This window comes from Pseudoalteromonas sp. BSi20311, assembly GCF_000239875.1.
Lineage (GTDB): Bacteria > Pseudomonadota > Gammaproteobacteria > Enterobacterales > Alteromonadaceae > Pseudoalteromonas.
The window spans coordinates 1-26,458 of record NZ_BADU01000192.1 but is presented as its reverse complement, the minus strand read 5'-3'; the positions used below and the strand labels follow the sequence as shown (position 1 = coordinate 26,458).

Below are 26,458 nucleotides of genomic sequence, written 5' to 3'. Positions count from 1 at the left end.
AGTAAGCGGGCGATTAATATAGTAACCATAGTTACGTTGTATGTCTGCGCCATTCGCTGTTGTAATATCCGCATCTGAGCGACGAACAGAAGTAACCGCATATTTATTAAATAGGTTATCTACATATAAAGTAGTCGACCATGCATCGGCGGTTAATTTAGCTGAAATATTACTTAAGCTATAACCCGGGAGTGCTTCACCGTTGTCACGTAGGCCTACTTTTGAAATTACATCACTTTGTGCGGTTAAACCATAGTTAATATCAAGGGTTTTGTCGTTAAATACTTCTGTTTGGTAGTTAATCCCCATAGAGAACTGGTGCTCAGGTGAGCCCGGTAAACGGTCGCCATCTTTTGCGCCATCAGTGCCATCGGCATTAAATAAATACGGAGCGTCTGAGGTTAGTTCTGCTTTTGTATAGGCATAAGTTGCATAGGCAGTAAACGAGTCTGATAAAATTGCACGCGTGGCAATTTCAATCCCTTTCGCATTTGCGCTACCAGCATTTGATAAATACGGTAATTGGCCTACTGTTGTTGCACCGGCAATTTGTGCGTTATCCCAATCTACATTAAATAGTGCAGCATTAAAGTGTAGCTGGCTTCTCATCCAGGTACTTTTAAAGCCTAGCTCATAGTTGGTGGTTGTATCGGCATCGTATAGCATTTCATCTGGTGTACCACAGCCTGTTTGTTGGTCCTCAGGTAGAGGTGTTGGGCAAGGCACTAAGCCATTTGAGCCACCAATTCTAAAGCCTTCACTAATGGTTGCATACGCCATTACTGAATCTGTAAATTGGTATTTAGCATTAAATTTGAACAGATTACCGTTGTCACCGGCTTCGTTTTCTTCAAAGTTAACTGAAATTGCATCAGGTGCAGCACCTTCATACAAGGTATTTGCTAATGGGAAATCAAAAGCCGCTTTTGATTCTACGTCGTATTCGTAAAAGCGCGCGCCAATGGTAATGTCGAATTTATCGGTTACTTGGTAACCCACTTCACCAAAAAGTGCAGACTCAGTGACTTTGCTGCCAGTAATTTCTAAATACTCTAAAGAGTCTGGTCTTAGCTGTGCGCCACCAAAATTATCAACTGCGAACTGATCAAAGCCTGGCGTAAACTCTCTGCTTGATGCATCAGTGTCGGTTTTGTTGTAAAAACCACCAACAATCCAGCTTAGGTCGCTATCGCTTTGTGAGACCAAACGTAGCTCTTGAGTGAAGGTATCGACTTCGTCTAATTCACGAGTAAACGCTGAAAACGAAGGAAACTCTTCTTAGCCATAGTCTAAACGAATTAAAAGATCAGTTTGGTCGCGTTGACCATCGGCTTCAAAGTGTGAAATACCGGTAGCTGATACCAGTTCGGCAAAACCTAAGTCGGCTTTAAGTTCGAGGCTCAGTAATTGATCTTCTTTTTCCCGTGGCTCTTCAAAACGGTACGCTGACTCGTATTTGCCGATACGATCATTTAAACCATTATTTTCGTTAAGGCTATTGTGATGAACAATTGAGCGGCCTTCGGTGTCTTGCTTTTGATAGAAGTAGTTTAATGTGCCTTCGAATGACTCGTTTGCCTTGTAACGCAATGAAATACGCCCAGTTGTGGTGGTTTCACCGTTGGCGTCTTTTACATTTTTAAGATTACTATTAACCGCATCAAGGTTTGTCCAATCAGGGTCGGTAATCGACACACCTGGTTCACGAACGGTGTAGGCGTAGTCAATAAACCCTGGGTCTTCATAAATATTTAAACTGGTACGTACCGCCAGTTTGTCTTCAATCAATGGTAAATTGAAGATAAAACCAGTTTCGCCACCGACCGAATCACTTTCTTGAGTTTGAAAAACATCACCAAATACTTCACCTGATATAAAATCAAGCTCTGGCTCTTTAAGCATGTAACGAATAGCGCCACCCAATGTGCCTGCGCCATACAATGTGCCTTGCGGTCCAATAAGTACTTCCACTCGTTCTACATCAACAAGGCGCATATCTACCGATACTGGAATTTCGTTAATGTAAGTGGCTACCGTGCCGCCATCTGATGAAGGGCCTGATGAATTTGTATTTAATCCACGCACAATAATAGGCGAGCCAGAGCGACCACCTTGATCAGTAATTGTTAAACCTGGCACCCAACGCGCTACATCGGCTAATTCGCTGATATTTTGGTCTTTCATTACATCGGCATCAAGCGCAGTAATGTTAAGAGGCGCAGCCTGAATAGAGCCACTTCGGCGTGTTGCTGTAACCTCAATAACTTCAAGCGATTTATTTTTTTCAATAATTTGCTCTTGTGCTGTTGCATTATCGCTAAATAATACACCGCTCAGTGCGCTTGATACAGCCAAGGTTAACAGGCTTGGTTTAAACATAAAAATTGATCCCAGTTAGATTGAGTACGTTAATAAATGAGCGCTAATAATATCAGGGAGTTTTGTTGATGGAAATAAAAATATGAATTTTAATTCACTTTTTTAGAATAAAAATTAGGTTGCGGGTTTTTGCTTAAATTTAAAGTTTAAATAAAACAAAGTGTTTGTATAAATAATGCACACAAAAAGTTAATGCTTATTGTTATAAGTACAATAGCTAGTTATATAAAGACGTTATAATTCAAAGTTAGGTGAGGCGTAGGCTTAATTATACTAAGAGGGAGTTGTAAAATAGGAGATGAGAAGTTGCGCCATGATAGTTCATGACGCAATTAAATTATTAAACTCTAAGCAGCAGGCTGCTTTTTACCATTAGACATTGAACTGCCTACCGAGGCAATAATCACCAGTAAAATAGCCAGCCACTGCCAAATGCTTAGCAGTTCACCTAAAATAACTAAGCCAGCGAGTGCTGCAATTGCAGGTTCTAGGCTCATTACAATACTAAAACCTTGTGGCGACATATTACGTAAAGTAATCATTTCAAGAGTATAAGGCAGGGCGCTTGAAAGCACGGCGATAGCAATACCTAATGGAATAATATCCCAAGTAAATGCAGCACTTTGTGAAATGCCGCCATAAGGTACCAGCACAATGGCTGATATTGTCATGCCCATCGCAACCGTTGCGCCACCAGAGCTTTGACTGCCTGTTTTTTTACCAAATAAAATATAGCCAGCCCAACAGGCACCCGCCGCAAGTGCGAGTACTACACCGACTGGATCAAGGCTGTCTTGACCTTTCATATCAGGTAAAAGTAATAAAATACCGGCCACTGCACAGGCAACCCAAAATAAGTCACGTTTTCTGCGAGAAGAAAACAACGCGACAGCTAATGGGCCTGTAAATTCAAGCGCAACCCCAATACCTAATGGGATACGTTCTATCGCGTAATAAAATAGAATATTCATGCCGCCTAAACTTAAGCCATAAATTAATATGGGTAAGCGTTGGCTAGCAACGGGGAAGTGTTTCCACGGTTTAAAAATCAAACACAGAATAGCGGCCGAAAATCCCAAACGTAAGGCGGTTGTGCCCTCAGGCCCAACAATAGGAAAAAGCTGTTTAGCCAGTGACGCGCCTGACTGAATCGTCATCATTGCTAGCAATATGCATAAAATAGCCAGTAATAGATCTTTGGTTGATTTTTGCATGGATGTCCTTAAAGATTGCGATGAATTTTGGCGGCATGTTACCTGCTTTTGATCTCAGAGGTAAGTCAAATTTTGTGATCTTTTTAAGCTTAATTCAAAATAGCAGTGTTTAGTAAAGTGTCTCAAAGGCCAAGCGATAAAATACGCTTATCGCTTAGCCGGTAGTTTTTGTTTTATTCAGAGGATAAATCTGCTGGGTAAACAACACCAAGTTGTGCGCGTGCGGTATCAAGTACTTGCATTACATCGACAGAAAGCTGATGAGTATTAACGCTAGACTCTCCCTGATTTTGCTCAATGGTATTGATAAAGTTCTCGAGTTCGTACTTCATAAAGTGCTCGTCAAATTCCGTGCTAATAAGCTCTTTATGACCATTGTTAGCAATAAACTCTACTTTTTTAAGCTGCGACACGGCTTCAATTCTAATTCGACCTAATTCCCCCTGAATTTCAGTGATATTTTCGCCTTGTGAAATTTTCGAATAGCTGATCACCGCTTGTCTGTCGGGATAATTTAAAAGCACATCGCCTGCACCATCCACACCACTTTCAAGTAATACGCCGCTGGCGTGAACAGAGCGTGGTGCTCCCCATAATGCAATAACGAGATAAAGTGGGTAAATACCCAAATCTAGTAAGGCACCATTAGCAAATTCAGGTAAAAAAGTATTAGGGCGCTCACCATTTTTATACTTGTCGTAACGTGATGAGTACTGACTAAATTGACCAATAAACTTACGTGGTGTGCCTATTCTTTTTAAGGCAGCTTGTAAGTGCGCAAAATTAGGTAAGTGCGTTGTCATCATCGCTTCCATATAAAGGCACTGATGCTGCTTTGCCGCAGTTAAAATAGCCGCAAGTTGCTTGCTATTAGCCGCTGAGGGCTTTTCGCCTAATACGTGTTTGCCCGCTTTTAAACACTGTATTGTATATGCACTGTGCAGGCTATTTGGCGCCGCTATATAAACTACGTCTACTTGTTCATCTTGGCACACAGCATCAATAGAGGTAAAAATTTTAGCATCGGTATTTGTTGGATGATTAGCTAAAAAGCGCTCGCCGCTGCTTATTTGGCGAGAGCAAATACCGTATAAATTAAAATTGCTGAGTGTATTAGCCGCTGCCAATAACGTGTCGCTAATAAAATTAGTACCTACAATTACAAAATTCATGAATAGCCTTTGCTGTTTTTAAACAAGAGCGCAGTTTAACAATGTTTGGCTCTAAATGCGCGGGCAGAGCAATTAAACCAACGTTTAATGCTAGTACATAACGTAGCTTGCTCCTGATAACCTAAAAGCTCTGAAATTTGAGTCACCGACAATTGGTTTTGTAATAAATAGTGCTCACATAAGGCGCGGCGAGTGGCGTCTTTGAGCTTTACAAAACTAGTATCGTGCTTTTTAAGTTCTCGGTGCAAGGTGCGAGGGTGAATATTAAGCGCAGCGGCAATAGTATTATTAGCGCTTTGAAATATCGGCAGCATAATGCGAATAAGCGCGCTTACCTGAGCAGGCAAAGATTGACTATGGGCATTATTTTCAGCTAAAAAGTTAAGTGCTGCTTGGGTTTTATGTTGCTTAGTTATGTTAAGTGTTAAATCTAAGTCTTGTTTGGCAATTAATACACCGGCGCTATTTCTATGGGTAATAACCTTACACCCAAAATGCTGATGGTAGGTCTGCTTATTTGCGCCTAGGGTATGAGGTAAAAATACACTTTGTGGCTTACAGCGACCATTACTCATATTTTTTAAGGTAGCAATGGCCAATGCAATGGTGAGCTCTATTACTTGGTTTATTGCTGGTAATGGCCTGAGATTTATAGCGAATGATAAAAACACGTGTTTATTATCATCAAGTGGATGAGTGGTTAAATTAAGCGCTGGCGTATGCAAGTGTAAATATTTTATCACCCAATCTAGCGCCTCGGCTAAATTAGTGCCTGTTTGAGCGGCTATTGCAATATGGCCCAAAATATCAAAGCTTTGCAGGCTTGCTAGTTTTAAACCAAAATTTGGACAATTTAGTGTATTCGCGCAATGCTCTAATAGCTGTGCATATGCGCGGTAAGTAAGGGTCTCTTGCTCTAGTTTATTAAAGTCCACATTAATGGCGCACTGCTGCATTATGGCAGCGAAATCTCCCCCAAGTTCTGCAATTAAATGGTCTATTCCTTGTAAAGAAGTGGCTCTAATCAAACGGCTCATAAAATATACTTTTGCGTGAGGATGTCTAAAAATAACAAGTTTTTATTCGATGTTCCATGCAAACTGGTTTTTTAATTGGAGAATAAGTATGCATATCACTACATTTGATTACATTGTTGTTGGCGCAGGCAGTGCAGGCTGCGTTATTGCATCGCGATTATCTGAAAATAAAAATGTTAGTGTGTGCTTAATTGAAGCGGGCGGCAGTGATAAAGGTGCAATGGTTCAAATGCCTGCAGGGGTTGCTGCAAGCGTGCCTTATGGCATTAATAGCTGGCATTACAATACGGTACCTCAAAAAGAACTTAATAATCGCTGCGGATTTATGCCTCGTGGCAAAGTGCTTGGCGGTTCAAGTTCCATTAATGCCATGGTTTATATTCGAGGTAATAAGCACGATTATAATAGTTGGGCTGCACTGGGCAATGAGGGCTGGGATTATGAGAGTTTATTGCCTTATTTTATTAAAGCTGAAAATAATAAAACCTTTAGTGAAAGTGATGTACACGGGGTTGATGGTCCTTTGCATGTGCAGGATTTAAGCCTGCCAAGCCCAGTAAATCAGCTGTTTTTAAACGCCTGCGAACAACAAGGTGTACCGCACAATGGCGATATAAACGCAGGGCAGCAAGTGGGTGCAAGGTTATCGCAAGTGACTCAACATCAAGGTGAGCGTTGTAGCGCGGCAAAAGCGTATATAACCCCCCATTTAAACCGAAAAAACCTAACTGTGCTTAGCAAAGTACACGTTAATAAAGTGCTTTTTTGCGATAAAACTGCAACCGGAGTCTCTGTTTCTATAAACAATAAGGCCGTTGTATTGCATGCAAAAAAAGAGGTGGTTTTAAGCGCTGGCGCAATTAACTCACCGCAAATTTTAATGCTATCGGGAGTTGGCCCTAAAGAGCAACTAAAGCAGCATAATATTGAAATAGTAAACGAGCTTTCTGGTGTTGGAGAGAACCTTCATGACCACTTAACTGTTGTGCCATTGTATAAAGCTAAATACAGTAAAGGCACATTTGGTATAAGTGCGGGTGGGGCGTTTAATATTGCAAAAGGATGCGTTGATTGGTTTGCCAAACGTGAAGGGCAGCTTACTAGTAATTTTGCAGAATCACATGCCTTTATAAAGCTATTTTCCAATTCAAAAGTACCCGACGTACAGCTTGAATTTGTAATTGGGCTGGTGGATGACCATAGCCGTAAACTGCACCTAGGCCATGGTTATAGTATTCACTGTAGTATTATGCAACCTAAAAGCCGTGGCACGATTCGATTAGCCGATGCCAACCCCTTGAGTGCACCACTTATTGATCCTAATTATTTAAGCCACCCCGATGATTTAAACGTGATGTTAGCGGGGCTTAAAAAAACACTGCAGATTATGCAAAGTGAAGCATTTGATGTAATTAGAGGTAATATGGTTTACCCGCTAGATATTAACAATAATGAGCAGCTTATTGAGTATATTAGGCAAACGGCTGAGACTGAATATCACCCTGTAGGCACTTGTAAAATGGGGCAAGATCCCATGGCGGTATTGAATAGCCATCTACAAGTACATGGCGTGAAAAATTTGCGTGTGGTTGATGCTTCAATTATGCCGCATATAATTACCGGCAACACCAATGCTGGTGTGATAGCCATTGCAGAAAAAGCGGCTGATTTAATTAAGCAAGCAATTTAAGTTGTCTTATAAAACGCTGTTAACCATTGCTGCCAGTCTTGCTCTAGTTTGATCATTTGCAGGTGTTTTTTAGCAGCAAAATGCTTGCTTTTATCCTCGTAAGCTAAAAACGGCCCTACACGACACAGCGAGCAATAATTATCGGATAAGTAAGCAGGCAAAGTTAACAAGCTAGCCAGTTCAGGTAAGGGTTTTTCACTAAATACATAGGTAATGCCGCTGGTGTCTTTAACGTGTTTATCACGGTCAACATTGCGAATTTTATAACCATTAAAGTGACTAATATCAAATGGCATTTGCCCTTGATATTGTGCGTTTAAATGGGTATTTAAACTGCCTTCAATATTCCATTCTCGATAAGGTTTAACATCTTTTGAAGTGATGAAACATAGCCCTGCACCTTGTGTATTTAAAGCAAACTCATTGGCGTATTTTATAAATTGATGCAGTAATGCGCGGTTAAGTACGTTCATGCTGGTATGGCGTGTATTGTGTTCAAATGCATCGCGACCAACAAACGCAGGAATAAGCGGAAATTGAAAAATAACCACATCAAAACTATGTAAATGCTGGCCGAGCGTTTGCCAACATTGTGGGTTGGTTACATCAAAGCTATTAAGTACTTCTACCTTTTGCGACTTTAAAGCATTGAGCGCATTGTCTGGGTATTTTTGCTCAATAGTTGATTGGTCGTCGTAAGTGGATGCCACTAACTTTTTTGGCTTAATATGACGATAAAGCGCATTTGAAAACGATAAATCGCCATCACCTACCGTAAGTATGGTCCAATCTGGATTTAAATACATATCAGCGTGAAGATGTGTTTGGGTTTTCGGGCTCATCAGTTTGCTGAGGTGTTTGATGCAATCGGTACATAGCTAAACGTGTTTTTAAACCTTCAATAGCAACCTGTTTTAAAATGAGGTTAAAGGTAATCAAAATAGCAAAAACAATATGGATAGGACCATGGGTAAATCCTGCATCAGGATCAAATATAGATAAACCAAACAATACAAACAACACAACCATTAGTATTTCAATGAGTTGATTTGAATAAAAAGAAAGACGACCTTCGCTTTTATGATCTTTTTTTATGCTTATGGCACAAAAAAAAGGGATCACTTTAATTTTAAAAGCGGCGTTTTTTTCTACAAAATTCTCACCAAGGTCAGTAAGCTGTTGGCGCAATTGGTCTATCATGGGGTGTCCTCTCAATACAGTGCGCGGATGTTACCCTATTACAGAGCAATGGTTAAGTAATGGCGTGTTATTTAGGGTAAATACTCATACCAATAATTAAGATATGACACACAAACACCACAGATGTGAGCACAAAGCGCATTTTTTGGTAATCTTTGTGATAACCCTGCCAATGAATCGACGCTTTTTCGAAAAGCAGTACCAACCAAAAACTCGCGCCTAGCCACGCAAGCATCCACTCAATCGGCAAAAATGATAAAAACGGAATAGGAATGACCGGAAGCACAGCTTTAATGGCATCGGCAAAACTTTGTTGCCCTGCATGCCATAAATTACCCGCCATAAACGCTAAAATAGCGATGCTGTAAAAACTAAAAAACTCTAAATTGACACTGTTACTGCCAAACATAAGTGGCCAACCCACACAGCCTAAAAACGGCAGTAAGCCTAAATAGCCTAGTTGAATGTGATTAACAAATTTTTCCATGGGTAAGCGCCTTAATCGAGTAGGTATTTCAACACTGCTAGTGTAACAAGGATAGATAGAGTTATCTCAAACAATTTACACAATGCTTAAACGACCATGTTATTTATGACGATCACTCATTATATTAAAATAGTGGTTTTTTAAGCGCTAAGTTAGTGATTATTCGATTATTACCTATACTGATTGTGGGAATCACTAAATGGATGATTAGTATGGCTAACAATGTCACTCGACGTAAATTTTTAAGTACATTAGCGGTCGGTGCTGCGACCTCTGCTGTCGCATTTAAAGCGCCGTATGTGTTTGCAAAAAAACCGGTTACGCTCAGAGTCATGGGCACGCATGTAACTTTACAAGAAGAGCTTAGGGTCCGTGCCATGCAAGAGCTCGGTATTAATATTGAATTTACCCCTATGGGGAGTGCGGCCGTTTTACAAAAAGCAGCCGCCGATCCCTCTTCATTTGATTTATATGAACAATGGTCTGACTCAATTAATATATTGTGGCAAGCCAATGCTATTCAACCAATTGAAGTAGAAAGACTAAAATATTGGCAGGAAATAAATCCACTAACCAAAACCGGCAAGTTAGTTCCGACAGCAAAACTAGGCGCAGGCGATGCGCCCAATAAAATTTTATATGTTCAACAAGATGGCTCACTTGGAAGCCAGGCCACTGATCAAATAAGTTTTATGCCTTATGTTCACAATGTAGATTCATTTGGCTATAACACTAATTTTATACCTAAGGGCGTGGCTTACGAGACTGAATCGTGGGGCTGGTTACTTGAGGAGAGTAATAAAGGCTATGTAGGTTTGGTAAATGCCCCCACCATAGGCATTTTTGATGCCGCATTGGCAGCCCAAGCACAAGGGCTGATGACATTTAATAATATTGCCAATATGAGTGTTGTAGAAATAGACAAATTGTTTGCAATTTTAATTAATAAAAAGCAAGCAGGGCATTTCTCAGGGTTTTGGACATCTGTTCCACAATCAGTTGAGTTTATGCTTAAAAAGCGCGTGCATATTCAAAGCATATTTTCACCGGGGGTGACTGCATGTAGAGCCCAAGGTTTACCAGTAGTTAATGCATCTCCTAAAGAAGGGTATCGAGCATGGCATGGGGTGATGTGTCTCTCTGCTAATACGGTAGGGCACGTAAAAGACGCCGCTTATGAATATATGAACTGGTGGTTATCGGGATGGCCTGGTGCATTTATTTCAAAGCAAGGTTATTACATTTCTAATCCAGAACGTAGCAAAGAAATAATTACCACCCCCGAATGGGATTATTGGTACGATGGCAAAGAAGCGACTCAACCACTAGCGGGTACCGATGGCAAAAATATAATTATGCCAGGGCAAATTCGCGATGGCGGCAGCTATGAAAAGCGCTTTTCTAATATTGCGGTGTGGAATACAGTGATGGATAACTACGATTACAGTTTAGATAAATGGTTTGAACTACTAAACGCATAAGGGAATTGAATGCTAAAACAGTTAATTGGTTCTTTATCTATTAAAGTATTATCTTCGTTGGCTATTTTTATTTTAATACAAATAATAGTTTACGTTGTTATTAATGAGCGAACCGACAAAATAGAGCAAGCCAGTAAAAATGTATTGAACATTAATGGGCTGTCAGTTGTTGTATTTGAAATTAACAAAGATATTTTACAGATTCAGCGAGATATTTCTGTTTATGGTGTGTCGGGTAGCGAGGTTATTTTTGATAAAATAAAAAGCACTCATCAAAGTATTCAAGCGCGGTTAATTGAAGCACAACAGCGAATCCAGCAACCCGAGATTAAAAATTCATTAAACGCCATGCAATCATTGGTTTTAAATTATGGCAAAAGTATCGATAGTCTTAAAAAACGATATGATGAAAAGTCTAAAATTATTGAGCAACAGCTACCAAATACCTACGAATTAGCATTGACTACCTTAGCAAGCAGGGATGGAGAAACGGCCAGGCTGGACAAGGACTTATTATTGTTTCAGCTAAAGGATCATTGGCATCATCTGTACCGCAATTCAATCCTGTTTTTAACTCAACGTGATTACGCCAAACGTAGCCAAGTAAAACAGCGGCTAAAATTAATTAAACAATTAACCAACAGTGGCGCTACAAACAAAATGATTGGCCAAAACAAGGTCGAGCAACTAAATAGTTTAACAACTAAATTCGAGTCTTTATTTGCTCAGGCCATTCAAGCCAATAGAAATTATTTAACCTTAAGCAATATTGTTATTGCCGGTGATTCGGTTGAATTTTCAGCACTTGCCAAAAAATTGCAAGAAGATGCATTGTTGTTGCTTAGTGATATTTCGCAAACCAGTCAAGAGAGCATTAATGCCGCGCAAACTGTTATTCAAGTGTCGTTATTTTTGTCTGTTACCTTGTTTATTCTTTTTGCTTTATTTTTTCACTTTCATATTATTAAAGCGATTAACAGACTCACCGTTAGTTTTAGATCATTTTTAAATGGTGATTTCTCAGCAAACATAGCTGATATTAACCGTGAAGATGAAATAGGATTTTTAGCCCAAGCAGCAAATAAATTTAGAGTGCTAAACGAGCGCCTAGTTGAAGCAAAAAAGCGGCAGAGGAAACATCCCGAATCAAATCTGAATTTTTAGCTAATATGAGCCATGAAATACGCACTCCCATGAACGGTATTTTAGGCATGGTACAGCTAGTGAGTAATACCGAACTCGATGCTAAACAAAAGCGCATGATTGAGGTTATTAGCTCTTCAGGTAAGAGTTTATTGGTTATTCTTAATGACATTCTCGATTTAAGTAAGCTCGATGCCGATAAAATGCTACTAGAAAACAGAGAGTTTAAATTAAGTGCTTTATTGTATGAGCTGGAACAAATTTTTAAATCGCAAGCCGACCATAAAAATATAGAGTTTAAAATAGTAAAAGAAAAAGTAGATTCTGTTGATTTGGTACAAGGCGACGAAACCCGTTTAAAACAAGTGCTAATGAACTTATTGGGGAATGCATTTAAGTTTACAGAGCTTGGAACAGTAACCTTGTCTGTTGATCTAAAAGAGAAAAATAACAATGAGGTGGTGTTACTATTTAGCGTTATCGATAGTGGTATAGGTATTTCACAACACAGTATAAAAACGTTATTTGATGCTTTTACCCAAGCAGACACTTCAACAACACGTCGTTTTGGCGGTACAGGACTTGGATTAACTATTTCTAGTAAAATATTAAACTTAATGGGCAGTAATTTACAAGTAGAAAGTGAATTGGATAAGGGTTCGAGATTTTATTTTCAGCTAAGGCTTAATATTCCCATTGCAAATACAAACGTTAAACAACAAGCACAATTACCCGATGTAACTATTAAAAATAAAGATGTGCAGGTATTAATTGCCGAAGATAATCCGGTAAATCAAATCGTGCTAGAAAGCTTTTTAAAAGCAATGGGTATTAAACATATAACCGTGGCAGATAATGGTGAAATAGCGCTTGAGCTATGTACTAAACAACAATTTGATTTAATTATGATGGATATTCAAATGCCGGTAATGGGCGGGCTTTTGGCAACTAAATATATTAGGGAACTAGCCAATTACCACGATGTACCCATTATTGCCGTTACTGCAAACATCACTGAAAAAGACGAGCCTGAGTACGTGGCAGCGGGTATAACTAACACTATAAACAAGCCTATAGAATTCAATAGTTTAAAAGTTATAATTGACCAGTATAGCGAGTAAGAATAAATATCCTATGTGCTTTTATATTTTTTGGTGGTATTGGTTAGCAATACACTCAAAAATTAAAAGCGCCTTTAGGCGCTTTTAACTTTAATTAGCAATACATATTTTCAGTGGTTTATTCATTATCACCACTAAAATGCTAACTACTGGGTTGTATCTCTAAGTAGCTGTTAATCGTTGATTCGAGTTTTTTGTAGCTAGTTTGAATGAGCTCTAATTTATTCTTCATACTACCCATGGCATTTTCACTGGCCATTACTTCTAATTCATCAAATAATTTATGCAAGTTAGCTGCACCGACATCACCCGATGAACCTTTCAAGCCATGACTTAGTTTTGATATTTGCGATAAATTATTGTTATTTATTGCATCCTCAAGTTCTTCTAGCTTCTTTGGTGTACTCTGAAGGTATAATTCACATACTTTTATAAGTAGCTCTTCATTATTTAATAACCGAGATAGCGCGTTATCTTTATCCCAATCAGGTAAACTTTGACTATCTAAAGTATCAGGGATTGGTTTATTAATTTTTTTTAGCTGATTATTTTCCAATAGAGCTTCTTTTATAAAAGTTGAAGACAACCACTTTGTAGCCGTTGCAACTAATACTTCTGCAGAGATTGGTTTAGTGATGTAATCACTCATACCTGCATCTAGGCATTTTTGCCTTTCACCCATCATTGCATTAGCAGTCATAGCGACTATGGGAATATCAATATTTTGAGGCGCTGCTTCACCAGCTCTTATTTGTTTTGCTGCATCATAACCATTCAATATAGGCATTTGGCAGTCCATAAATACACAGTGGTATTGATGATTATTGGCCACCGAGTTAACAAGTTTTTCTACTGCTTGTTGGCCATTTGACGCGGTATCTATCTCTAAAGATAAACATGACAATATACCCGCGGCTACTTCTATATTTATATCGTTATCATCAACGATAAGAACATGTGCCCCTTTAAAGTCAGAATTATCAGTTTTAACTGAGTCTGATTCACGGCGTTTGTTAATATTAACATTGCTGCTACCAGCACTTATTTTATCTTCAAGGCTGCGTTCATCGGCTACTGTTTTTAAAAACTCTGAAATAAGTATTGGTTTAGAAAGTAAGCTGGCTTGCACGTGTCTTGTTCTAATTTGAGGATAACCGCGATTTGCTAATAAAATAACTTTAATTACATGATGATTAGCAATAGTTGGCCACATTTCATCTAAACGTTTTAACAATGTGTCGTCTTGTTCAATAAGTATAAAGTCAGGTAAAGGTACGTTTTTTATATCATCTGAAACAAGAGATTGTTGTAATTGTTCAGCTGAAAAACGATTTCCCGAAAAAGCAGCTATTAAATTATTTATGCTGTTGGCCAACTCGTTATTTTTACTAACAATAGCAAAGCTTTTGTTTTTTAATCGTGGGGCAAAACTATAATGAGTTGTATCAGCGTTGCTTAGTGTTAGTTTTATATGAAAACTACTACCTAGTGACTTTTCTGACTCAAAGCTAATTTCTCCGCCTAGAAGGCTACAAAGCTGTCTGCATATAGAAAGCCCTAGCCCTGTTCCACCAAATTTAGATGCCACGCTTTTGTCTTCTTGGGAAAAGGCGGTAAATAATTTGCTCTGGTTTTCTTGTGCAATGCCCACACCGCTATCGGTAACTTTTACGTGAACAGTCACATTATCACTGCTTGTTTGCTCGCAATAAGCAGTGACCTTTATAAACCCAGTTTCAGTAAATTTAATCGCATTATTTACTAAGTTAGTCAGGATTTGTGAAAAACGATGGGGGTCAGTTTTAATCGTTTTACATTTTAAATTAACAACATCTAAAACAAATTCGAGGCCTTTCTCCTGAGCTTTAACAGCCATACTGCCACAAACGCTTTCGATTAATTTTATTAAATTAAACTCTTTAAAGTTCAACTCTAGTTTACCTGCTTCTATTTTAGATAAATCCAAAATATCATTTATTAATACAGATAAAGCACTCACACTAACTTCGGTCATTTCTAAATAGTTTTTTTGTGTTTCACTCAATGGCTCTTTTTTTATTAAGTTTAAAGTACCCACTATGCCATTAAGTGGAGTACGCATTTCATGGCTTATATTAGAAATAAACGCACTTTTTACTTCACTGGCTTGTTTGAGCTCTTTAGTGCGAATGGCTACTTTATTTTCAAGCTCATGATTTACTTTTATTATTTCATTCTCAATGGTGCGCTCTTTGGTTACATCTCTGGCTATTATTGCAATACCAATAAACATTCCAAATTGATCGATAATGGCTGATAAAGAGAGTGAAAAGTAGCGTTTAGTAGAGCTGTTACTAATACTAGCGTCTTGCTTAAATTGACGAGTACCATCAGTGAACTTTTCAATTATCTCGTTAAAATTTAGCTGATCTATTATTTTTAAATCATTAATTGGTTTTCCAATTGCTTCTAACTCTCCAAGCTTAAACATCAGAGTTGCGGCATTATTCCAACTAGAGACAATACCGTTATTGGTAATGCCAATTACCGCATCAGATGAGCCAGTTATAATTGCCTCAGATTGTGCGCGCGCATTTGCAAGCTCTTGGCTTTTGCGAAGGCTACGATTGAAAAATGCGAGAATGATAGTTAATACAATAACCAAAATAAGTAAAAAGGCGTAGAGCTTTGTTCTACGTTCCATTTCAATATTTTTAATATGCTCAACAGGCGCTAAAACGTGACTAGATAAAAAGTTTTGTTTTTCACCCAGCGCTAAAGTGATTTTTTTACTTGCGGTGTAATAACTCGTTTGCGCATTATTTTTTGGTTTTATAAGCGACAATGAGCTATTAGCAACGGGGTTAAAAGTGTAGTTATTATTGATGCTAATATCACTACCTAGGTCTTTACCAAAGGTGAAATCTTTATTTGGGTGTGATAAAAAATAGCCGTTACTGTCAGTTAAAGCGAGTTGAAATGGTGTATTAATACTGTTTTTTAAAAGAGTTAATAAGTTGTTAGCATTCACGTTAATTATGATAAAGCCAAATCTATTTTGATTTTCATCAAAAATTGGCATAGACAGCCTCAACATCGGGCGATAAGGAAACTCTATTTTACCGTACTCTCTATTCAACGAAATTTCAGACAGATACATTTCGCCATCAGAGAGGTTACTACTGGCCGTAAAGTACTCTTGCGCTCCTTTATTTTGGAGCCTATTTAAATCTATAACCTCTACAGCGCCCTGAACGCGATCAACCCTTACCAGTTCTTGTCCTTTTTTGTTGGTACTGATGATTCTTAGCTGCTCGTAATCTGGGTTATTTTTTAAAAACGCTGCAAATATAATTTCAAGCCTTGTTTTCCATTGAGCATAGGTGGTGTTCTCTAGTGGGTCTACACCTTTGTTATTTGATGCCCTGGCTAAGCCTTTGATTGGAGGGGTTGCGTGTAAAAAACGAATATCTCGACGGTAGTTTTCAATAACCTCTTGTGTTTGTGAATTAATAGATTGGTTTTTGTCTATTATTTCTAGTTCTACAGAGCCAAGTACTGAGCGCGATAAACTTGCTTCATTAATAATAATGGCTAAAACAATTAAGGTAATTATGGCGGATAAAGAAATAGGGAATAAAAGGGTGTAATTACTTACCTGACGAATTATCCTTTTTTTAAGATTTATTGGCATCCATTACTCCAATTAAAAACTAGCCATTATTTAATTATAATTAAACCTAGAGAACTATAGGTAATTTATCAAGTTTGAGCTTAATAATAAAAAAAAATAAGAAAAAAGTTTTTACTATTAAAAAGGAGTTTTGGTTTTATTGGTTTATATTTACTGCAGATGATTATAGACATCTTGTAGCTAACACAATTAATTTAATATTGTTAGTACTTATTTTAGGTAATTAATGGACGTTTAGGTTAACTCAGCTAAACTTTAGTCGCGTTTGTTTAATTTTTTTATGGGACTTTATTGTGTTAACCACTGTAGATCAAAGCTTTGCGCATCGAGTGCTTATTGTTGATGATGAACCTTCTAGTTTAATGATTCTAGAGGGGGCTTTATCAGATATCGCAGAAGTTATATGCAGCGATACTGGTTTTGGTGCAATTGAAAAAGCACAGCAGTTTTTACCTGAAATTATTTTATTAGATATTGAATTACCAGATATTAGCGGGTTAGAAGTGTGTAAACGCTTAAAAAACAATCCCGAAACCAGTGGTGTAACGGTAATATTTATTACCTCTCATAATGAAAGTAAGTTTGAGCATTTGTCTTTGGAGCTGGGTGGGATTGACTACATACAAAAACCAGTCGATCTTAAGGTCTGCCGTTTGCGCGTTGGCAACCATTTAAAACTAAAAACACAAGAGCAACAATTAAAGCATTCTCAGCGGTTACTTGCTATTGAATCAGAAAGATTGCGGGTTACGCTCAACTCGATTGGCGACGCTGTTATAGCAACTGACAAAGACGAAAAAATAACGTTTATGAACCCGATTGCAGAAATGATGACCGGCTGGGTGATGCATGAAGCTGTCGGTAATTATATTTCAGAGGTTATGCAACTACGGGATGCAACCACAAAGCATAAAAGTCTTAATCCAATTTCTATTGCTTTAAAGGAGCAGCGAAGAGTAGCTATGGCGCTTAATTGCCAATTAACGAGCTTAAATGGCAGAATTCATCGGGTTGAGGATTCTGCCTCTCCTATTAGGGATGAAAAAGGTAATATTATTGGCGCGATTATAGTTTTTCATGATGTGAGCGAGTCAATTGCGATGGCCGTTAAAATGAGTCATTTAGCAAACCATGACCAATTAACCGATTTACCCAACCGAATTTTATTACATGATCGCGTTGCGCATGCCTGTCAGGTATCTGTGCGTAATGGTTTTTTTGTGGCATTAATGCTAATTGATATTGATCATTTTAAATATTTAAATGATACCGAGGGACACCATGTTGGCGACCAAATCATAAAACTGGTTGCTAAACGCCTTGAATCTATTGTTGATTTAAATACGACCTTAGCCCGAGTTGGCGGGGATGAATTTGTATTATTGCTCCCCGATATTAAATCAACGTGTCATGTCGATGCTGTTGCATCTGATATTTTGTATGCAATGCATCAACCTTTTCGTGTCGATGGAAGAGAGTTTAATTTAACTATAAGCGTGGGAATTAGTATTAATCCAACTGATTCTGATTCTGCCGAATTAATGATGTCGCATGCTGATGCAGCCATGTATAAAGCCAAAGAGCACGGTAGAGATAGATTTTGTTATTTTTCAGATGACTTAGAACATGAGTTTCATCAACGTCAAAATATAGATAAGCTTTTGAGAAATGCACTTGAAAAAGACACGTTGGAAGTTCACTTTCAGCCCAAGCTTTGCCTAAAAAATAAATTAATTATAGGCGCTGAGGCGTTAGTAAGGTTAAGAGATGAGGAGGGCGGTTTTATATCGCCGTTACACTTTATTCCACTAGCCGAAGAGACAGGCTTAATAAATAAGTTAGGTCATAGCGTTTTAAAACAAAGCTGCAGAGCTGCTAAACGCTGGCTAGATAAAGGTCATCCAATTAAAGTTGCTGTTAATGTGGCGGCTAAACAATTTACAGATCCTAAATTTATAGAAAGCGTAGCGCAAATACTTGAGGATACTGAGCTTCCTAGTGGTTACCTTGAGTTAGAAGTGACAGAAAGCGCTTTAATGAGTGATTTTGATGAAACAAGTAGAATATTAAACGGGCTTTCAAACCTTGGTTTGAGCATAGCGATAGATGACTTTGGAACGGGCTATTCGAGTCTATCGTATTTAAAACTATTCCCTGTTGATGTATTAAAGATTGACCAGTCATTTGTTAAAGATATGGTTGATGATAAGCAAAGCCTAGATATAGTGAAAGCAATTACCCATTTAGCACACTCACTTAATTTAAAGATTGTTGGTGAAGGCATTGAAACTCAAGCACAGCTCGATACACTTATTTCGCTTGAGTGTGAAGAAGGGCAAGGATTTTTGTTTAGCAAAGCTTTACCTGAAAACGAATTTGAAAATCTCATTTTCTGATGGTGTAACTAGTATTTTTAAGTTTAAGATAGCTCACATTCAATTATTGTAACTTCTTATCTCCATCAATCTTAAAAATCGATTGTTTTAATCTAAACAATCAATTTTATTTAATTTCTCAATGGCCTTATTGTATTAATCAAGCCAACGCACAAGGCGTTAACTTTTTTAAATACACTAAACATAAATGAGGAATACTATGAGCACTTCATTGATTAACACAAAATTACAACCTTTCAATGCAACAGCTTACCACAATGGTGACTTTGTAGAACTCACTGAAAAAGACGTATTAGGTAAGTGGTCTATCTTTTTCTTTTACCCTGCAGATTTTACATTTGTATGCCCAACTGAATTAGGTGACCTTGCAGATCATTACGCACAGTTACAAGAAATGGGCGTAGAGGTTTACTCGGTATCAACAGATACACACTTTACGCACAAAGCTTGGCATGACACGTCAGACACTATCGGTAAAATTACTTACCCAATGATTGGCGACCCAACAGGACGCATTACACGTAACTTTGGTGTAATGATTGAAGATGATGGTTTAGCACTTCGCGGTACATTTGTAATGAACCCAGAGGGCGAAATCAAAGTTGTTGAAACGCATGATTTAGGTATTGGTCGTAGTGCTAAAGAACTTGTTCGTAAAGTACAAGCTGCACAATACATTGCCACGCATGACGGTGAAGTATGTCCTGCATCTTGGCAGCCAGGTGAAGACACATTAGCACCTTCACTAGACCTAGTTGGTAAGATTTAAACTTTACCTTCACTAAATTTAGAGTAGAACATGACTCTAATACCAGTGAGCCTACTTGGCTCTCTGGGCACTCTCCCACGCCATCATTCTTTTCTAAAATTCGCACATGCACTGATGGCATGGGGGTTCTGCTGTTTTATTTTTCCGTAAGGGGCTAAGCCATGTTAGACAACAACATAAAGAACCAATTAAAAAGCCATTTTGAATCGCTGACTCAGCCTGTTGAGCTGCTTATCGCCTTGGATGACAGCAAAAAGTCAACAGAAGTAGAAAGTTTAGCGAATGATTTAGCATCACTAAGCGATAAGTTTAGTGTGAGTAACAATCCAGATTCTACGGCACGCAGACCTTCAATGGTGGTGCATTCGCCACAAAAAAATACTCATATTACCTTTGCAGGGGTACCTATGGGTCATGAATTTACTAGTTTAGTGTTAGCGCTATTACATACGGGGGGGCACCCTAGTAAAGCCAGCCAAGAAGATATTGAACAAATACAAACACTTGAGCAAACACTCAATTTTGAAGTGTATATTAGTTTGAGCTGCCAAACCTGCCCGCAAGTGGTTCAAGCGCTAAATACAATGGCTGCTACAAATAGCAATATCAAAGCCACCATGATTGATGGTGCTCTGTTTCAAGATGAAGTAGAACAACGAAATATATTGGCTGTACCCGCTGTTTACTTAAACGGAGAGCCTTTTAGCCAAGGGGCAATGAGCCTAACCGATATTTTAAATAAAGTTGATAGCAAAGGTGCACAGCGCCAAGCCAAAGCATTGAATGAAAAATCAGTGTTTGATGTTCTTGTCGTCGGTGGTGGGCCAGCAGGTGCTTCGGCAGCTATTTATTCTGCACGTAAAGGGCTAAATACGGGGGTGGTTGCCGAACGATTTGGTGGCCAGGTAGCTGACACATTGGCCATTGAAAACTTTATTTCGGTAAAAGCAACCGAAGGGCCAAAAATGGTGGCTCAGCTTGAAGAGCATGTTAAAGAATATGATGTTGATGTAATGCACAACCAACGCGCGGCAAATCTGCAAAAAAGCAGTAATGGATATGACATTACTTTAGAAAATGGCGCTGTATTACAAGCTAAATCACTTGTGCTAGCAACCGGTGCACGCTGGCGTGAAATGAATGTACCTGGCGAGCAACAATATAAAGGCCACGGCGTTGCATACTGCCCGCATTGTGATGGCCCATTATTTAAAGGCAAACCTGTTGCTGTAATAGGTGGCGGTAACTCAGGTATTGAAGCGGCTATTGATTTAGCTAACATTGTAGAGCATGTAACGGTGCTTGAATTTGCCGATGCGTTACGTGCCGACGAAGTACTTATTCGTAAAGCAAATAGCTTAAAAAACATTACTATTATTAAAAATGCACAAACTACTGAAGTACTCGGTGATGGTAACAAAGTAATAGGCCTTAATTATACCGATCGTGTTTCTGGAGAAAGTAAGGAGCTAGTTTTAGCCGGTATATTTGTACAAATTGGTTTGATACCGAACACCGAATGGTTAAAAGAGAGTGACCTTGAGCTTAGTCAATTTGGTGAAATACTCATTGATGCTAAAGGTGCAACGTCGTTACCAGGTATATACGGGGCGGGCGATGCGACCAATACGCCATTTAAGCAAATTATTATTGCTATGGGCGCCGGAGCAACTGCTAGCTTAGGAGCTTTTGACTACTTAATTCGCCAAACACCCGATGCAGAGCAAAATGCTGCTTAATAGCGTTTTAGCGTAAGCCTCTTGATAAAACAGCTCTCACCCATAGCTGTTTGTTCACCCAAGCCGCCCTCTCCAAAGGCGGCTTTTTTGTGTGTTATTTAAGTCGGGTAAGGCCTACTAAAATACAAACTGCGCCACCAATAAAGCCAAGCCATGCTTCTACTGGGGTTTCGCCATTGAATGCACGAGTAACTTGTGAAGCTGCAGAATCGTAAACATCATAACCCCACATACCAAGTGCTACGCCAATAACAATAAGTACAATACCAATGATTTTATTTGTCATAATGATCCTTTGTGTTTTTAGTGCAAATTAATCTGGGCGACACTCGTTGTTATAATGTGGCTACGCCCAGTCTTTTTAGTGTATTTGTAATTGCTTCTTCTATCGCTGGCAGTTTAAACGGTTTGGCTATGAACATATCCATGCCTGCTTGCTTACAGTTTAGTTTATCTTGTGAGGATGCATTAGCAGTTAACGCCACAATATAAGTTTCTTGCGAGTCACAGATACCTTGTGCCTTTAGTTGCTTAGTGGCTTCAAAACCATCCATGATAGGCATAATGCAATCCATAAAAATAAGGTCAAAATGCTTTTGTTTGCATTTTAACAGGGCATCTTGGCCGTCAATAGCAAAGTCTGATTTTATATTAAATTTATCCAGTGCTGATTCTAATACCAGGCGATTTATTTCGTTATCATCAACCACCAAAACCGAGAGCTTATTACTATGGTTATTAATAAATTTAAGGCTAGGTTTTTGTGTTTGTTGTTTACCAAGCTCAATTGGGATAGTTAAGGTAAAACATGTGCCCACGTTAACCTCACTGGTTACCTCAATTTTGCCATTCATAAAACCAACGAGCTCTTTAACTATGGCTAAGCCTAACCCGGTGCCACCTTTATTGTTGTTAGCATCAACCTCTTGGGTAAAAGGCTTAAATAATGAGTTTAAATACGTTTTACTCATGCCGCGACCCGTATCGGTTATTTTAATTGTAAGTAAAGGGCGCTTTGTATCTAATGCTAACTGTGAATCGAGAGAAACAGAACCATGCTCTGTAAATTTTAATGCGTTACTCAGTAAATTAGAGACAATTTGGCTTAATCGAGAGGTGTCGCAGTATACCCAAACATCATTAGGAATGAGGTTAGTGGCTCGTAGTTCAATGTTTTTATTGCTAAACAATACCGAATATAAAGAAACCAAATCGGTAAATACCGTTTTAAGTAGGGAGTGGTGAGGTTCCAGTTTTAATTCACCATGATTTATTTTTGAAAAGTCGAGCACTTCATTGATAATATTCAATAAAATATCAGCACTTCGCAGGGCTACTTTAATTTTTTCCGCCCGCTTGTCATAATCGTGTTCATCAATGAGTGTTGCTAACATACCCGTAATGCCATTTAACGGAGTGCGTAGCTCATGACTAATTTTTGCAAACAGCATACTTCTATCTTTTAATAGCTGTTCAGCAAGCGCTTTTTTTTGTTTTAACTCTTCGCGTAACTTTACGGCTTCAGTTATATCTTGAAAAGTACCAAATAATCGCACACATTGGCCGTTATTAAACTCGGCCTCACCAAAAGTCGACACCCAAATGCTTTGCTGTTTAGCGGTAACTATTTCCAGCTCTAAATGCCATTTATCACCCTTAGACACCGCATTTTCTACTGCTATACTAATACTATCTCGGCTTTTGCCCGCTTTATAAAACTCGATAGCGGTATTCATATCAGGAGTGAAGCCTTCTTCGGCTTGATGAATACGTCGAGTTTGTTGGCTCCAAAAAATAGTATTTTCTATTAGGTCGACTTCCCATGTACCTATATTTGCTACGTTTTCAAGCTTTAATAAAGTGTCACTATTTTTAGTGAGATTGGCTTTATCCTGATTGCGCGCCAATTCCGAGCCTAACCACTGCGCTAATAATTCAATATAATCATAGGCTTCATCGCTAAAAGGAGCGCATTCTTGAGCAGATGAAAAGTTAACAGTTCCAAATACGTCTTTGCCTATTCGTATAGGCGCACCAATGTACGCTTCTAATTGGAAATTAATATAGCATGGATGATTTGCAATACTACTTTGCGACGCATTATGAAATGCCAATGCAGAGTTGGCCGACAAGGTATGCGTGCAATAGGTGCCGTTTAATTCAAACTCTGTACCAATTGCAAGAGAATTGTCAGGGGTGATGGCATGTAAAACAATATAAGAATCATTTTTTACGCGGCTGATAATAGCTAAGTCGAGTTGAAAAACATCGAGCCCAAAAGCAAGTAAGTCTGCAATTTTTTGATCAAAGCTTAGCTGCTGATCTGAGACTATATTATGAAAGCATCGAAGAAAATTCACAAAAACCCTTAATTTATTTGGTGTGTACACAAAATTTAATGCAAAAAACACGCCTAAATTTAATCTGTTTTTTTTGCAATACGACGACGAACACATCGTTCTTTATTACATTACCCCGTTGGTTTAAAAATTAATAGCTGGAGTAAGCTGTAAATTCAAAGGTTATATCACTGTATACTTCTTATAGGTTGATTTTATAGCTTATGTTCATTTCTCACGCAACCTAGGATTACCTAAGTAAGTTTTAGCTTCATTTATGCCCATTTGATAGCCTGAATTGAGTATAGCTAGATTTTTAGTGGTGCGGCCGACTTTAAACCCTGCTGGTGGAGCAATAATATTTATTTTGCAATCCGGTAGAGCATTATGTAAAAAACTAATACTGGAATTATAGTTTTTAGAGCGCTGTAGGCTGGCCTGTGCAAGTGCAGGGGTATTTTTATAGAGTTGCTTAGTTAACCACGCTACTTTGACATCTTTTTTACGATAGCCTAAAGGTTGGGAAAGGATAACCGTTATTTCTGATGCACCCATTTCATAGGCTTTTTTTACTGGAATAGAGTCGGCAACGCCACCATCGGTCATGGCAATACCATTTATTTTTGGATAATCCCGATAAGCTATGGGTATAGCGCAAGAGGCTTTTAATTGCTCTACCATTTCGCTGCCGGTTGCTTGTAAGTAATGGGCTTGCCCAGATTCGATTGCCGTTGCAACAATATAAAAATCGTGAGGAGATTGTGTAAATTCATCGGTGTTTAAAGGAATTTCACGTACTGTTTCTTGCCAAAGCCAGTCTAAATCAAATAAGTGACCGCCTTTAACAAATCGGGGCAGGTTAATGAATTCCGGTCTACACGAATAATCAGTAATCACTTTGTAGTTTCGGGTTGCTTGTTTACATAAATAAGCCGCGACATTCGTTGCTCCAGCAGATACACCAAAATAGCTGGTAAAAGGTTGATATTGCTGTGCTAAAAACTCATCAAGTACGCCTGCGGCAAAAATACCGCGCATGGCACCGCCCTCAACCACTAATGCATGTTGGCTATTGTTCATGTTAACTTCCATCCTTTGACAATACACTCATGCTAACAAGTGTACTTGAACTGTGCGAGCATCTTTTTACTTTGATTCACTACTTTTAAATTGTTTTCTGTAGGCGGTTGGCGAAATAGAAAAAGTGGCTAAAAAATGCTGGCGAAAACTCACGCTTGATGAAAATCCTGAATCCGTTGCTACTCTATCAATAGTGTGTGAGGTTGTTTCTAACTGTTGCTGTGCTATGGCAAGTCGCTGCTCAAGTAGCCACTGTGTAAATGTTAATCCCATGGTTTTTTTGAATAAACGAGAGAAATTGCGTCGGCTCATACTGGCTTTATTTGCCAATAAGTCAATATTAAGAGGCTGGGTTACATTATTTATTGCCCAGCTAATGGCGGGCTCCAAGCGGTTGCTATCGATATTTCGGGGTAGGGGTTTTTCAATGTATTGAACTTGTCCGCCACTACGATGTGGTGCAACGACCATTCTTCTAGCTACCCGGTTAGCAATATCAGCACCGTGATCAAGGCGTAATATATGAAGGCAGCAGTCAATTGCCGCAGCTGATCCCGCCGAGGTAAATACATTATCGACATTGATGTATAGTACATCGTTATCAAAATTGACATTGGGGTATTTTTTTGCAAATTCGTCAGCCCATACCCAATGGGTGGATGCCGTTTTACCCTCTAATATTCCCGCCTCTGCTAATACAAAAGCACCTAAACAAAGGCCAACAATTCGTGCTCCACGTGCATGTGCGTTATTAATTGCATTTAGTAATGCTGCAGGCACTACAGTGTCTGGATCGCACCAAGCAGGAACAATCACTGTGTCAGCATCAGCAATTATAGATAAGTTTTTGTTAATGGTTATAGGAAAACCAGAAAGCGTGTCGACTAGGCCAACGTGTTCGGTACAAACTTCAACATTATAAGGACGTGCGTCTGTACGGTCTAAATCTTCACCAAAAATACTACACGGAATTGATAAGTGAAATAAGCTGATATTGTTATAAGCAATAATGGCAACGTTGTGCGCGGGTTTAATGTTCATTTTGGCCTAATATCATCGAATGTAGTCCTGAGAGACACTATTGGTGGCAAACTATAAAGTATATTCTGGTTGTATACAAACGTGGCAACAAGACAGCTGTGCTGCGTTATTTGTTTTCAATTGATTATAAAGGGTAAAAATATGACAACAACACTACGTGAATTAAATGGCCTTAGCGATACACCAGCATCGCTTTCAAACGCGACACTTATACTCGTTGATTATCAAAATACTTATACGCAAGGTGTGATGGAGCTAGAAGGCTGGGAAGGTGCCCTAAATAATGCTAAGAATTTACTTGCAGATGCGCGTGCAGCGGGAACTAATATTATTCATGTAGTTCACGATGGTGGTCAGGGTTCGCCTTATGATGTAAACGCCGAGATAGGTCAAATACACAGCAGTGTGGCGCCGATTGACGGTGAGAGTATTATTGTTAAAAAAGCACCAGATAGCTTTGTAGGCCACGGCTAGCGCATTTTAATCCCAGACTCTAA

At 38.7% G+C, this 26,458-nt stretch carries 19 protein-coding genes and 1 pseudogene; 8 read left to right on the top strand and 12 right to left on the bottom strand.

The genetic code is table 11. The features are described from left to right. The 4 genes and pseudogenes from P20311_RS18485 to P20311_RS18470 all read right to left on the bottom strand — a co-directional run. Nucleotides 1-2,379 (bottom strand): annotated as a pseudogene (locus P20311_RS18485) (TonB-dependent receptor); the annotation flags it as partial. Nucleotides 2,380-2,726: 347 nt separating this feature from the next. After that, a complete protein-coding gene (locus P20311_RS18480) occupies nucleotides 2,727-3,593 on the bottom strand; it encodes a DMT family transporter (RefSeq protein WP_008115672.1) in 867 nt (288 codons plus the stop codon). Between the two features lie 173 nt (nucleotides 3,594-3,766). Continuing rightward, nucleotides 3,767-4,765, bottom strand: a complete 999-nt coding sequence (locus tag P20311_RS18475; protein WP_008115670.1) for a Gfo/Idh/MocA family protein — start codon at nucleotides 4,763-4,765, stop codon at nucleotides 3,767-3,769. Nucleotides 4,766-4,800: 35 nt separating this feature from the next. Next, on the bottom strand, nucleotides 4,801-5,802 hold the full coding sequence (locus tag P20311_RS18470; protein WP_008115668.1) for an AraC family transcriptional regulator: 1,002 nt from the start codon (nucleotides 5,800-5,802) through the stop codon (nucleotides 4,801-4,803). An 88-nt stretch (nucleotides 5,803-5,890) separates the two neighbouring features. On the opposite strand from P20311_RS18470, the gene P20311_RS18465 reads away from it, so the two are divergent. Then, nucleotides 5,891-7,492: a GMC family oxidoreductase gene (locus P20311_RS18465; protein ID WP_008115667.1), complete on the top strand. Its 1,602-nt coding sequence runs from the start codon at nucleotides 5,891-5,893 to the stop codon at nucleotides 7,490-7,492. Here the strand turns inward: P20311_RS18465 and P20311_RS18460 are convergent. The 3 genes from P20311_RS18460 to P20311_RS18450 form a co-directional block, all read right to left on the bottom strand. Further along, entirely contained in the window at nucleotides 7,489-8,298 is an 810-nt protein-coding gene (locus tag P20311_RS18460) for a class I SAM-dependent methyltransferase (protein ID WP_008115666.1), read from the bottom strand. The genes P20311_RS18465 and P20311_RS18460 overlap by 4 nt on opposite strands. Before the next feature lies 1 nt (nucleotide 8,299). Next, nucleotides 8,300-8,692, bottom strand: coding sequence for a hypothetical protein (locus P20311_RS18455; RefSeq protein ID WP_008115665.1), 393 nt, complete (start codon nucleotides 8,690-8,692; stop codon nucleotides 8,300-8,302). 67 nt (nucleotides 8,693-8,759) lie between these two features. Continuing rightward, nucleotides 8,760-9,179 carry a DUF3429 domain-containing protein gene (locus P20311_RS18450; RefSeq protein WP_008115664.1) on the bottom strand — a complete coding sequence of 140 codons (420 nt, stop codon included), beginning with the start codon at nucleotides 9,177-9,179 and terminating at the stop codon, nucleotides 8,760-8,762. 212 nt (nucleotides 9,180-9,391) lie between these two features. Here P20311_RS18450 and P20311_RS18445 point away from each other — a divergent pair, with 212 nt between their 5' ends. The 3 genes from P20311_RS18445 to P20311_RS19420 are packed head-to-tail and all read left to right on the top strand — an operon-like array spanning nucleotide 9,392 to nucleotide 12,924. Continuing rightward, entirely contained in the window at nucleotides 9,392-10,660 is a 1,269-nt protein-coding gene (locus tag P20311_RS18445; RefSeq protein WP_008115661.1) for a PotD/PotF family extracellular solute-binding protein, read from the top strand. A gap of 9 nt (nucleotides 10,661-10,669) precedes the next feature. Continuing rightward, on the top strand, nucleotides 10,670-11,824 hold the full coding sequence (locus P20311_RS19425) for a HAMP domain-containing protein (RefSeq protein WP_008115660.1): 1,155 nt from the start codon (nucleotides 10,670-10,672) through the stop codon (nucleotides 11,822-11,824). Nucleotides 11,825-11,829: 5 nt separating this feature from the next. Then, the gene (locus tag P20311_RS19420; protein ID WP_008115658.1) at nucleotides 11,830-12,924 is read left to right on the top strand and encodes an ATP-binding protein; all 1,095 of its coding nucleotides are present in this window, start codon (nucleotides 11,830-11,832) and stop codon (nucleotides 12,922-12,924) included. Nucleotides 12,925-13,066: 142 nt separating this feature from the next. On the opposite strand, the gene P20311_RS18435 is transcribed toward P20311_RS19420, so the two are convergent. Further along, entirely contained in the window at nucleotides 13,067-16,597 is a 3,531-nt protein-coding gene (locus tag P20311_RS18435; protein WP_008115657.1) for an ATP-binding protein, read from the bottom strand. A 293-nt stretch (nucleotides 16,598-16,890) separates the two neighbouring features. Between P20311_RS18435 and P20311_RS18430 the strand changes: the two genes are divergently transcribed. From P20311_RS18430 to ahpF, 3 genes are all read left to right on the top strand, one after another. Next, entirely contained in the window at nucleotides 16,891-18,993 is a 2,103-nt protein-coding gene (locus P20311_RS18430; protein ID WP_008115652.1) for an EAL domain-containing protein, read from the top strand. 199 nt (nucleotides 18,994-19,192) lie between these two features. Continuing rightward, the gene (gene ahpC / locus P20311_RS18425) at nucleotides 19,193-19,762 is read left to right on the top strand and encodes an alkyl hydroperoxide reductase subunit C (RefSeq protein WP_008115650.1); all 570 of its coding nucleotides are present in this window, start codon (nucleotides 19,193-19,195) and stop codon (nucleotides 19,760-19,762) included. 161 nt (nucleotides 19,763-19,923) lie between these two features. Then, nucleotides 19,924-21,501 (top strand): alkyl hydroperoxide reductase subunit F, encoded by a 1,578-nt coding sequence (ahpF, locus tag P20311_RS18420; protein WP_008115649.1) that lies wholly within the window; start codon nucleotides 19,924-19,926, stop codon nucleotides 21,499-21,501. Nucleotides 21,502-21,595: 94 nt separating this feature from the next. Here the strand turns inward: ahpF and P20311_RS18415 are convergent, their stop codons facing one another. From P20311_RS18415 to P20311_RS18400, 4 genes are all read right to left on the bottom strand, one after another. Next, on the bottom strand, nucleotides 21,596-21,787 hold the full coding sequence (locus P20311_RS18415) for a DUF3185 family protein (protein WP_008115648.1): 192 nt from the start codon (nucleotides 21,785-21,787) through the stop codon (nucleotides 21,596-21,598). A 49-nt stretch (nucleotides 21,788-21,836) separates the two neighbouring features. Beyond that, nucleotides 21,837-23,861, bottom strand: coding sequence for an ATP-binding protein (locus tag P20311_RS18410; RefSeq protein ID WP_008115647.1), 2,025 nt, complete (start codon nucleotides 23,859-23,861; stop codon nucleotides 21,837-21,839). A 207-nt stretch (nucleotides 23,862-24,068) separates the two neighbouring features. After that, nucleotides 24,069-24,920 carry a patatin family protein gene (locus P20311_RS18405; protein WP_008115646.1) on the bottom strand — a complete coding sequence of 284 codons (852 nt, stop codon included), beginning with the start codon at nucleotides 24,918-24,920 and terminating at the stop codon, nucleotides 24,069-24,071. 66 nt (nucleotides 24,921-24,986) lie between these two features. Beyond that, nucleotides 24,987-25,961 carry a GlxA family transcriptional regulator gene (locus tag P20311_RS18400; protein ID WP_008115645.1) on the bottom strand — a complete coding sequence of 325 codons (975 nt, stop codon included), beginning with the start codon at nucleotides 25,959-25,961 and terminating at the stop codon, nucleotides 24,987-24,989. Nucleotides 25,962-26,102: 141 nt separating this feature from the next. Here P20311_RS18400 and P20311_RS18395 point away from each other — a divergent pair, with 141 nt between their 5' ends. After that, nucleotides 26,103-26,435, top strand: coding sequence for an isochorismatase family protein (locus P20311_RS18395; protein ID WP_008115644.1), 333 nt, complete (start codon nucleotides 26,103-26,105; stop codon nucleotides 26,433-26,435). The last annotated feature ends 23 nt before the right edge of the window (nucleotides 26,436-26,458 follow it).

Excerpts from the sequence above, each read along its gene's own strand:
- P20311_RS18480 (WP_008115672.1), bottom strand. The coding sequence starts at position 3,593 with ATGCAAAAATCAACCAAAGATCTATTACTGGCTATTTTATGCATATTG.
- P20311_RS18475 (WP_008115670.1), bottom strand. The coding sequence starts at position 4,765 with ATGAATTTTGTAATTGTAGGTACTAATTTTATTAGCGACACGTTATTG.
- P20311_RS18470 (WP_008115668.1), bottom strand. The coding sequence starts at position 5,802 with ATGAGCCGTTTGATTAGAGCCACTTCTTTACAAGGAATAGACCATTTA.
- P20311_RS18465 (WP_008115667.1), top strand. The coding sequence starts at position 5,891 with ATGCATATCACTACATTTGATTACATTGTTGTTGGCGCAGGCAGTGCA.
- P20311_RS18460 (WP_008115666.1), bottom strand. The coding sequence starts at position 8,298 with ATGTATTTAAATCCAGATTGGACCATACTTACGGTAGGTGATGGCGAT.
- P20311_RS18455 (WP_008115665.1), bottom strand. The coding sequence starts at position 8,692 with ATGATAGACCAATTGCGCCAACAGCTTACTGACCTTGGTGAGAATTTT.
- P20311_RS18450 (WP_008115664.1), bottom strand. The coding sequence starts at position 9,179 with ATGGAAAAATTTGTTAATCACATTCAACTAGGCTATTTAGGCTTACTG.
- P20311_RS18445 (WP_008115661.1), top strand. The coding sequence starts at position 9,392 with ATGGCTAACAATGTCACTCGACGTAAATTTTTAAGTACATTAGCGGTC.
- P20311_RS19425 (WP_008115660.1), top strand. The coding sequence starts at position 10,670 with ATGCTAAAACAGTTAATTGGTTCTTTATCTATTAAAGTATTATCTTCG.
- P20311_RS19420 (WP_008115658.1), top strand. The coding sequence starts at position 11,830 with ATGAGCCATGAAATACGCACTCCCATGAACGGTATTTTAGGCATGGTA.
- P20311_RS18435 (WP_008115657.1), bottom strand. The coding sequence starts at position 16,597 with ATGCCAATAAATCTTAAAAAAAGGATAATTCGTCAGGTAAGTAATTAC.
- ahpC (WP_008115650.1), top strand. The coding sequence starts at position 19,193 with ATGAGCACTTCATTGATTAACACAAAATTACAACCTTTCAATGCAACA.
- ahpF (WP_008115649.1), top strand. The coding sequence starts at position 19,924 with ATGTTAGACAACAACATAAAGAACCAATTAAAAAGCCATTTTGAATCG.
- P20311_RS18415 (WP_008115648.1), bottom strand. The coding sequence starts at position 21,787 with ATGACAAATAAAATCATTGGTATTGTACTTATTGTTATTGGCGTAGCA.
- P20311_RS18405 (WP_008115646.1), bottom strand. The coding sequence starts at position 24,920 with ATGAACAATAGCCAACATGCATTAGTGGTTGAGGGCGGTGCCATGCGC.
- P20311_RS18400 (WP_008115645.1), bottom strand. The coding sequence starts at position 25,961 with ATGAACATTAAACCCGCGCACAACGTTGCCATTATTGCTTATAACAAT.
- P20311_RS18395 (WP_008115644.1), top strand. The coding sequence starts at position 26,103 with ATGACAACAACACTACGTGAATTAAATGGCCTTAGCGATACACCAGCA.